At 70.6% G+C, this 8512-nt stretch carries 7 protein-coding genes; 4 read left to right on the plus strand and 3 right to left on the minus strand.

Going from position 1 to position 8512, the window contains the following annotated elements:
• Window positions 1-116 precede the first annotated feature (116 nt).
• Window positions 117-1433 carry a mechanosensitive ion channel family protein gene (locus tag C6P64_RS10570; protein ID WP_105748535.1) on the minus strand — a complete coding sequence of 439 codons (1317 nt, stop codon included), beginning with the start codon at window positions 1431-1433 and terminating at the stop codon, window positions 117-119.
• Between the two features lie 75 nt (window positions 1434-1508).
• Window positions 1509-2462, minus strand: coding sequence for a histone deacetylase family protein (locus tag C6P64_RS10575; protein WP_105748536.1), 954 nt, complete (start codon window positions 2460-2462; stop codon window positions 1509-1511).
• Window positions 2463-2545: 83 nt separating this feature from the next.
• On the opposite strand from C6P64_RS10575, the gene C6P64_RS10580 reads away from it, so the two are divergent.
• From C6P64_RS10580 to mltB, 4 genes are all read left to right on the plus strand, one after another.
• Entirely contained in the window at window positions 2546-3415 is an 870-nt protein-coding gene (locus C6P64_RS10580; protein ID WP_245911698.1) for an AAA family ATPase, read from the plus strand.
• 13 nt (window positions 3416-3428) lie between these two features.
• On the plus strand, window positions 3429-4463 hold the full coding sequence (locus C6P64_RS10585; RefSeq protein ID WP_105748538.1) for a DUF58 domain-containing protein: 1035 nt from the start codon (window positions 3429-3431) through the stop codon (window positions 4461-4463).
• Window positions 4457-6514 (plus strand): transglutaminase TgpA family protein, encoded by a 2058-nt coding sequence (locus tag C6P64_RS10590; protein WP_342747529.1) that lies wholly within the window; start codon window positions 4457-4459, stop codon window positions 6512-6514. Before C6P64_RS10585 ends, C6P64_RS10590 begins: the two co-directional genes overlap by 7 nt.
• A gap of 206 nt (window positions 6515-6720) precedes the next feature.
• On the plus strand, window positions 6721-7866 hold the full coding sequence (gene mltB, locus C6P64_RS10595; RefSeq protein WP_105748539.1) for a lytic murein transglycosylase B: 1146 nt from the start codon (window positions 6721-6723) through the stop codon (window positions 7864-7866).
• Window positions 7867-7892: 26 nt separating this feature from the next.
• Here mltB and C6P64_RS10600 read toward each other — a convergent pair whose 3' ends face one another.
• A complete protein-coding gene (locus C6P64_RS10600) occupies window positions 7893-8432 on the minus strand; it encodes a HugZ family pyridoxamine 5'-phosphate oxidase (RefSeq protein ID WP_105748540.1) in 540 nt (179 codons plus the stop codon).
• Between the last annotated feature and the right edge of the window lie 80 nt (window positions 8433-8512).

Here is an 8512-nt window from a genome sequence, read left to right on the forward strand (position 1 = left end):
GACGGGGACGAGGATCTTCATTTTGGCTCCTGCTGATGGGTGAAATTGGCAATCAATGCCGTGGGCAAGTGATTGAGGTCAACAAAACTGGAATTCTATTCCAGTTTTACGATGCGTCATGCCTGGGCAATCGATGGGGTCGCCGCGGCTGCAGCGGCAGGTTGGGCTGCGGTCACATGCAGCACCCGCTGCGGATAGGGAATCTCGATGCCCTGGGCGCGGAAGGCAGCCAGGATGGCGCGGTTGATGTCGGATTTCAGGCCCAGGGTGCCGGCCTCGGGGTCGGCGATCCAGTAGCCGAGCGTGAACTCGAGGCCGTCGGCGCCGAAGGCCGACAGCGAGGCCAGCGGCGCCGGATCCTTCAGCACGCGCGGCTGGGCCACGGCGGCCTCGACCAGCAGGGCCGAGACCTGGTCGACATCGCTGTCGTAGGCAACGCTGATGACGGTCGACTGCGACACGCGCGGATCGGTCAGCGACAGGTTCTCGACCCGGTTCGTGATCAGGATCTCGTTGGGAACGATGGCCTCGCGACCGGCGGGCGAACGGATCACGGTGAAGCGGGCCTTGATGTCGGTGATGCGGCCCTCGAAGTTGTCGACCCGCACCATGTCGCCGATGCGCATGCTGCGCTCGGTCAGGATCACGAAGCCGCTGACATAGTTGGCCGCGAGCTTCTGCAGGCCGAAACCGATGCCGACGCCGACCGCGCCGCCCAGCACCGACAGCGCCGACAGGTCGATGCCGACCGAGGTCAGCGCGACCATCAGGCCGACGAACATCAGCAGCGCGCGGGTCGCGTTGCTGGCCGCCTTGCGCAGGGACAGCTCGCTGCCGGTGGCCGCGCGCAACAGCCGCGACTCGATCGCCGCCGAGATCCACAGCGTGACCAGCAGCACCGCGCAGGCCGTCAGCACGCCTTCGATCAGGGTGCGCACCGAGAGCTTGCTGCCGCCGATCTTCCAGTGGATCTGGTCGAGCTCGTTGAGCAGCACCGGCAGCAGGCCGCTGACCCACAGCACCATCGACAGCCAGGCCAGCCAGGAGATGGTGCGCTCGATCGGGCGCAGCCAGGCCGCCTGCTGGAAGGCCACTTGCAGCACCTTGACGCCGACCCGGATCACGACCAGCGACACCAGCACCGGTATCGCGATGCTCAGCAGATGGACCGGATGGCTGGCGGACCAGAGGGTGCGGGCAGCAAAGCCCAGGCCCAGCAGCAGGGTCGGGAACAGCACGCCATCGACCAGGCCGCGACCGAACCAGATCGAGTGGGTCTCGTCGGGCGAGAAGACGCGGCGCAGCAAGGCCACCACGCCCCAGGCCAGCAGGCCACAGCCGACCAGGATGGCCAGCTCGAGCAGTACGCCCCGCTGGCCGAAGGAGGACAACCAGAGCGAGAAATCGTCGATGGGGAAAGGAGTGGCGGTCACAGGCAGCTGAACGGCGTTGGAACGAAGCCGCTAGCTTGCCACAGAATCAGCACTTTCTCGCCCGGCCGGGCGGCCTCAGACGTCGGCGAGCACGCGCAGATGCGCCTCCACGCTGCGCGCGAGCGAGCCCAGGTCGTAGCCGCCCTCGAGGCAGCTCACGATGCGGCCCTGGGCATGGCGCTTGGCCACGGCCTTGAGCTGGGTCGTGATCCAGGCATAGTCCTGCTCGACCAGGCCGAGCTGGCCCATATCGTCCTCGCGGTGGGCATCGAAGCCGGCACTGATGAAGATCAGCTGCGGCCGGTGCTGCTCGAGCCGCGGCAGCCAGCTGGACTCGATCAGCTCGCGGATCTCCAGCCCCTTGGTATAGGCCGGCACCGGCAGGTTGAGCAGGTTGGGCGCGTCGGACAGGGCGCCGCCTTCGGGGTAGAAGGGGTGCTGGTAGAAGCTGCACATCAGGATACGGTCGTCGCCGGCGACGATGTCCTCGGTACCGTTGCCATGGTGGACGTCGAAGTCCACGATCGCCACCCGCTCGAGGCCATGGCGCTCGAGCGCGTACTTGGCCGCGATCGCCACGTTGTTGAAGACGCAAAAGCCCATCGCCTTGTCGCGGCAGGCATGGTGGCCGGGCGGACGCACGGCGCAGAAGGCGTTCTCGAGCTCGCCCGCGATCACCGCATCGGTGGCGCAGATCGCCGCGCCGGCCGACATCAGCGCGGCCTCGTAGCTGTACTCGTTGAGCGCCGTGTCGGCATCGAGGTGGTAATGGGTCGGCCCGCCGGCCAGGAGGTCTTCCTTGAGGAAATCGCACAGGCCGCGCATCGCTGCGATATGCATGCGGCCGTGCGCGAGCTCGATCTCGGCCACCGAGGCCGGCGTCGGGTCGCGGTGCTCGAGCGCGTCGAGCACGCCGGTCAGCAGCAGCCGGTCATCGATCGCAGCCAGCCGCTGCGGGCATTCGGGATGACCCGATCCCATCTCGTGCTTGCGGAACAAGGAATGGGTGTAATAACCTGTCGCATTCATGATGTGCGTTTTCCATTAAGGTGGGGCAGATGCAATCCACTCCGACCATGATCTCCTCTTTATTGGATCAGCTTAACACGGTGATGGCTGGCAAATCCTTACAGGTCAGGGATTGCGTGACCTGCCTGCTGGCCGGCGGCCACCTGCTGATCGAGGACATGCCGGGCGTGGGCAAGACGACGCTGGCGCAGGCGCTGGCACGCAGCTTCGGCCTGGAGTTCTCGCGCGTGCAGTTCACCTCGGACCTGATGCCGAGCGACCTGCTCGGGATCTCGGTCTTCGAGCGCGCCAGCCAGGCCTTCGTGTTCCATCCCGGGCCGCTGTTCGCCCAGCTGCTGCTGGCCGACGAGATCAACCGCGCCAGCCCGCGGACGCAGAGCGCGCTGCTCGAGGCGATGGAGGAACAGCAGGTCTCGGTCGAGGGCCAGACGCGGCCGCTGCCACGCCCCTTCTTCGTGATCGCGACCCAGAATCCGCACGACCAGATCGGCACCCACCTGCTGCCCGAGTCCCAGCTCGACCGCTTCCTGATGCGCATCCGGCTCGGCTATCCCGACCGCGCGGCCGAGCGCAGCCTGCTGCGCGGCCAGGACCGGCGCGGCCTGCTGCAGTCGCTGCCCGCGCTGCTCGACGCGGCGACCCTGGCACGGCTGCAGGCGGCGGCCCAGGCGGTGCAGGTCAGCGACGCGGTGCTCGACTACCTGCAGGACCTGGTCGATGCGACGCGCGACGGACGCTGGTTCCTGCAGGGCCTGAGCCCGCGCGCGGCGCTCGCGATCCTGCGCGCGGCCAAGGCCCATGCGCTGCTCGAGGGCCGTGACTATCTCGCGCCCGACGACATCGCCGCCATCCTGCCGCAGACCGCGGCGCACCGGCTCACGCCGCTGCCCGCCGCGGGGCGCGGCGCGATCGAGCAGCTGCAGGCGCTGCTGGCAGCGACTGCGCTGCGCTGAGCCGCTCGCCGCCATGCCGACCGAGCCGCGCGCCACCGACCCGGGCCAGCCGAAGCCGCGCCAGAGGCCGGACGGGCGGCGCTGGCAGGGCTGGTGGCTGCGGCGCCAGCCGGCCAGCGACAGCCTTGAGCTGACCCAGCGCAACCTCTACATCCTGCCCACGCGCGCCGGACTGATGCTGGCGCTGACGCTGCTCGTGATGCTGGTCGGCAGCATCAACTACCAGCTCAACCTGGGCTATCTGCTGACCTTCCTGCTCACCGGCTGCGCGGTGGTGGCGCTGCACCTGACGCACGCCAACCTCAACGGCTTGCGGCTGCAGCTGCAGCCCGGCGAGCCGGTCCATGCCGGGCAGTCGGCACGGCTCGCGGTCACGCTGCACAACCCCGGGCGGCGGTCACGCTACGGCCTCGCGCTCGGCTGGCTCGAGCCCGGCATGAGCGAGCATGGCAACCCGGCCGCAGTGGACTGGAGCGACCTGCCCGCGCACAGCCAGGCGACGCGGCAGCTGCGCTGCACCATGCCCCGGCGCGGACACCACCCGTTGCCGGCGCTGCAGATCCAGGGCCGTTTTCCGCTCGGCATCTTTCGCGCCTGGTGCTGGTGGCGGCCAGCCGCCTTGCTGCTGGTCTACCCGGCGCCCGAGAACCCGGCGCCAGCGCTGCCGCCCTTCAGCGGCCAGCTGGAAGACCAGCCCGGCATCGACCGCGCCGGCGACAGCGACGAATGGGAAGGGCTGCGCCCCTGGCGCTGCGGCGACCCGCTCAAGTGGGTAGCCTGGAAGAAGGTCGCCCAGCAGTCCGCCAGCGCAGGGGCGCCCTGGACCAGCCGCGAATTCAGCCAGCCGCCGGGTGGACATTGCTGGCTCGATCCGGCCCAGACCGGCCTGGCCGACACCGAAGCCCGGCTGAGCCGCCTCTGTGCCTGGGTGCTGGCCGCCGAGGCGCAGGGCCTGGACTATGGCCTGCGCCTGGAGCAGCTCGAGATCGCGCCCGACCATGGCCCGGCACACCGGCAGCGCTGCCTGGAGGCGCTGGCGCTGTGCTGAAGCTCACGCGCCCGCTCCCCCCCCTGGCCCGGTTGCCGCGCGAGATGCGCGACACCCTGTTCCTGCTGGCCGTGATCGCCTGGGTGCTGCTGCTGCAGCTCCCCTACCTGCCGGGCTGGAGCAGCGCGCTCGGCCTGGCACTGCTGCTCGGGCGCGGCTGGCTGGCGCTGCAGCAGCGCGCGCTGCCGCATCCGGTCTGGCGCGGCACCCTGCTGCTGCTGATCCTGGTCGCGACCTGGCTGCAGTACGGCACCCTGCTCGGCCAGCAGGCCGGCGTGACGCTGGTCCTGCTGCTGCTCGCGCTCAAGACCCTGGAGCTGCGGGCCCAGCGCGATGCGCTGGTGGTGTTCTTCCTCGGCTTCTTCACGCTGCTGAGCCAGTTCTTCCACTCGCAGTCGCTGCTGACCGCGCTGGCCATGCTGATCGCGCTGTGGGGGCTGCTGACCGCGCTGGTCAACGCCCAGCTACCGGTCGGCCAGCCGCCGCTGGCGCTGGCGGCGCGGATCGCGGCCAGGCTGATGCTGCTCGGCACGCCGCTGATGCTGCTGCTGTTCCTGTTCTTCCCGCGCCTGGGACCCTTGTGGAACCTGCCGGCTGATGCGCTCGGCGCGCGCAGCGGCCTGTCGGAACGGATGCAGGTCGGACAGATCGCCAGGCTGGCGCTCGACGACCGGATCGCGCTGCGCGTGCGCTTCGACGGCCCGCCACCGGCGCAGTCAGCGCTCTATTTTCGCGGCCCGGTGCTGAGCCAGTTCGACGGCCTCGAATGGCGCCCGAGTCCCAGGCCGACCGATGGGCAGGCGGCCGAACTGCGGGTCGAGGGCGAGCCGCTGCGCTACCAGATCACGCAGGAGCCCGGCGGCATGCCCTGGCTGCTGCTGCTCGAGGCCAGCCCCGAGGCGCCGCAGATTCCGGGCTATCCGGCGCGGATGAACGGCGAGCTGCAATGGCTGACCGACCGGCCGGTGACCGAACTGCTGCGCTACCAGGCGCAAAGCTATCTGAGTTTCCGCCACGGCCCGGCAGCTGCCAGCCCGGCCCTGGACGAATGGCTGGCCCTGCCGCCGGGCTACAACCCGCGCACGCTGGCGCTCGCAGCGCTTTGGCGCCAGGAGATCGAGCAGAGCCTGCCACCGGGCCAGGAAGCCGGGCGCCGCAAGATCGAGCGCCTGCTCGCGCAGCTGCGCCAGGGCGGCTACCGCTACACCCTGGAGCCCGGCCGCTTCGGCCGCGACAGCGCGGACGAGTTCTGGTTCGAGCGCCGCGCCGGCTTCTGCGAGCATATCGCGGCCAGCTCGGTGATCCTGCTGCGCGCCATGGGCGTGCCAGCGCGCGTGGTCACGGGCTACCAGGGCGGCGAGCGCAATCCGGTCGACGGGCTCTGGAGCGTGCGCCAGAGCGATGCCCATGCCTGGGCCGAGGCATGGCTGCCCGCGCGCGGCTGGACCCGGGTCGACCCGACCGCCGCCGTGCAGCCGGAACGGATAGCGGCCTTCGAGCGCCTGCACCCGGCACCGGGACTGCTGGCCGATGCCATGGTCCAGGTCAGTCCCTCGCTGGCTCTGCAGCTGGGCCGGGTCTGGGAAGCGCTCGACTACCGCTGGAAGCAGTGGGTGCTCGACTACAACCAGCAGCGCCAGCTCGATCTGCTGCAGTGGCTGGGCATCGACGATGCCGACCCGAACCAACTGCTGCGCCTGCTGTCCGGGCTGCTCGCGGCGCTGTGCCTGCTCGCAGCCGGCCGAGCCTGCTGGCGCCTGCGCTCGCGCGACCCCTGGCTCGCGCTGCTGCAGCGGGCCAGGCACAGGCTGCGGCGTGCCGGCTATGCCGTGGCGCCGCAAGCCACGCCGCGCCAGCTGGCCCAGCTGCTGGCCACCGACGGGCCAGCCGGCCAGCGCTTCGCGCCGCTGCAGGCCTGGCTGCTCGAGCTCGAGCGCCAGCGCTACGATCCGGCCAGCCAGCGCCCGCTGGCCGAACTCAGGCGTCAGGCACGCACGCTGGACTGGCCCGGGCCGCAGCGTGCTGCTCCAGGTCAGGTCGGGCCGCGTTGAAGCGCCGCCTTGATGCGCCGCCGCCCGCGCCAGGACGGCCATCTGTATTACGCTCGGGCTTTTGCCCCTGAGCTTCAATGCCCGACAACTTCCTCTCCATGCCAGCCGCCGCCTCGACAGCCCCTGCGGTCTCTGCAGCCCCTGCCGCCAGCCGAACGACCCGGCAAACTGCCGGCCGCCGCCGTGGCCAGTCCATCGGTCAGACGATGGGCCGGGCCTGCGGGCTGGCAGCGCTGGGACTGGCCCTGCTGGCCGTGAGCCCGGCCGCGAGCGCCAGCGACAGCCAGGCCGCGCCGACCCCCGACCTGGTGCTCGCCAGCGCACAGAAGGCCAGGCGCGCACCAGCCAAGGCCGAGCAGGACACGCGGCGCTACGCGGGCCAGGCCGCCGCACAGGCGCTCGCCGCCGAGATCGCGCAGCGCCGGGGCTGGGAGCAGGACTGGGTCGAGCACTGGATCGGGCAGGCGCAGCAGCTGCCCAGCGTGATGCGTCTGATCGCGCCGGCCCAGCCCGGCATGGCCAAGAACTGGGCCGCCTACCGCGCACGCTTCGTCGAGCCGGTCCGGATCGAGGCCGGACTGCGCTTCTGGCAGGCCCAGCGCGAGACGCTCGCGCGCGCCGAGGCCAGCTACGGCGTGCCGGCCTGGCTGATCGTCGGCATCATCGGCGTCGAGACGCTCTACGGCCGCCACACCGGCAACTACCGCGTGCTCGACGCGCTCGCGACGCTGAGCCTGGACTTCCCGGACAGCCACCCGCGCGCGGCCGAGCGCCAGGCCTATTTCCGCGGCGAGCTCGAGACCCTGCTGCAGCTCTCGCGCGAACAAGGGGTTTCGCCCGATGCCTGGCGCGGCAGCTATGCCGGCGCCATGGGACTGCCGCAATTCATGCCGAGCAGCTGGACCCGCTACGCGGTCGACTTCGACGGCGACGGCCGCATCGACCTGCGCAACAGCGCGGCCGACGCGATCGGCTCAGTGGCGAACTACATGCAGCAGCATGGCTGGCAAAGCGGCATGCCGACCCATTACCCGGTGCGGCTGGAGGCCAGCGGCACGGACCTGGCCACGCTGCTCGCGCCCGACATCAAGCCCAGCTTCGATGCAGCCCGCTTCCAGGCCCTGGGCGCGAAGCTGGCACCGCCAGCCAGCGAGCATGCCGGCCCGCTGGCGCTGGTCGAGCTGCGCAACGGCGACCCGCTGCAGGGCGGATCGCCCCCCAGCCATGTCGCGGGCACCGAGAACTTCTACGTCGTCACGCGCTACAACTGGAGCAGCTACTACGCACTGGCCGTGATCGAGCTCGGCCAGGCGGTGCAGGCGGCGCTGGACGGTCCGAGCGCCACGCGCTGAATCCTCTCAGGCCCCGGGCCGGATCGTCAGGACTGGGCCGGAACCTCCGGGGCAGGCGGCTCGGCAGCCAGCACGATTGCCCCGCGCAGCTCGTCCGCCTCGACCGAGCGCGCCGTGCCGAAGCCCGCGATCTGGCGCGCGCCCTCGGGCCGGATCGCGACGAAGCGGAAGTCGCCGAGCTGGGTCATCGGTTCGGCCTCGGGAAAGCGCGCCAGGTAGGCGGCGCGACAGCGCGCCCAGGACTCGCTGCCGGGCTCGAGCGGGCTGGCCTGTCCGAGCAGGGTCAGGCGCGGCAAGGCATGGACCGGCTGACCGGCCTGCTCGGGCTGCATGACCAGCAGCGAGACCCGCGGCTCGCGCGCCATGTTGCCGCTGTGCTGCGCCAGCGCGCTGACATGCAGCACCAGCCAACCCTGCTCCGGCTCGGGCGCGAACGGCACCATCGACACGAAGGGCGAGCCATCGGCCTCCAGCGTGGCCAGGGCCGCCACCCGGTGGGCGCGCAGCAGCCCGGCGGCCGCCAGCACGAGTCGCGGGCGATGTTCGGCAGTGGCAAGGGTGACCATGGTCTCTCTCCTTCAATTTCAAAATCATCAGTATCTGTCATGGGCTAACATGGAGGCACCATGAACCAGCTCGACGCACT

It is taken from the genome of Malikia granosa (genome assembly GCF_002980595.1).
Lineage (GTDB): Bacteria > Pseudomonadota > Gammaproteobacteria > Burkholderiales > Burkholderiaceae_C > Malikia > Malikia granosa.

What these genes read in the sequence shown, in the direction of transcription:
- C6P64_RS10575 (WP_105748536.1), bottom strand. Translation starts at nt 2,462, where the DNA reads ATGAATGCGACAGGTTATTACACCCATTCCTTGTTCCGCAAGCACGAG.
- C6P64_RS10580 (WP_245911698.1), top strand. Translation starts at nt 2,546, where the DNA reads ATGGCTGGCAAATCCTTACAGGTCAGGGATTGCGTGACCTGCCTGCTG.
- C6P64_RS10585 (WP_105748538.1), top strand. Translation starts at nt 3,429, where the DNA reads ATGCCGACCGAGCCGCGCGCCACCGACCCGGGCCAGCCGAAGCCGCGC.
- mltB (WP_105748539.1), top strand. Translation starts at nt 6,721, where the DNA reads ATGGGCCGGGCCTGCGGGCTGGCAGCGCTGGGACTGGCCCTGCTGGCC.
- C6P64_RS10600 (WP_105748540.1), bottom strand. Translation starts at nt 8,432, where the DNA reads ATGGTCACCCTTGCCACTGCCGAACATCGCCCGCGACTCGTGCTGGCG.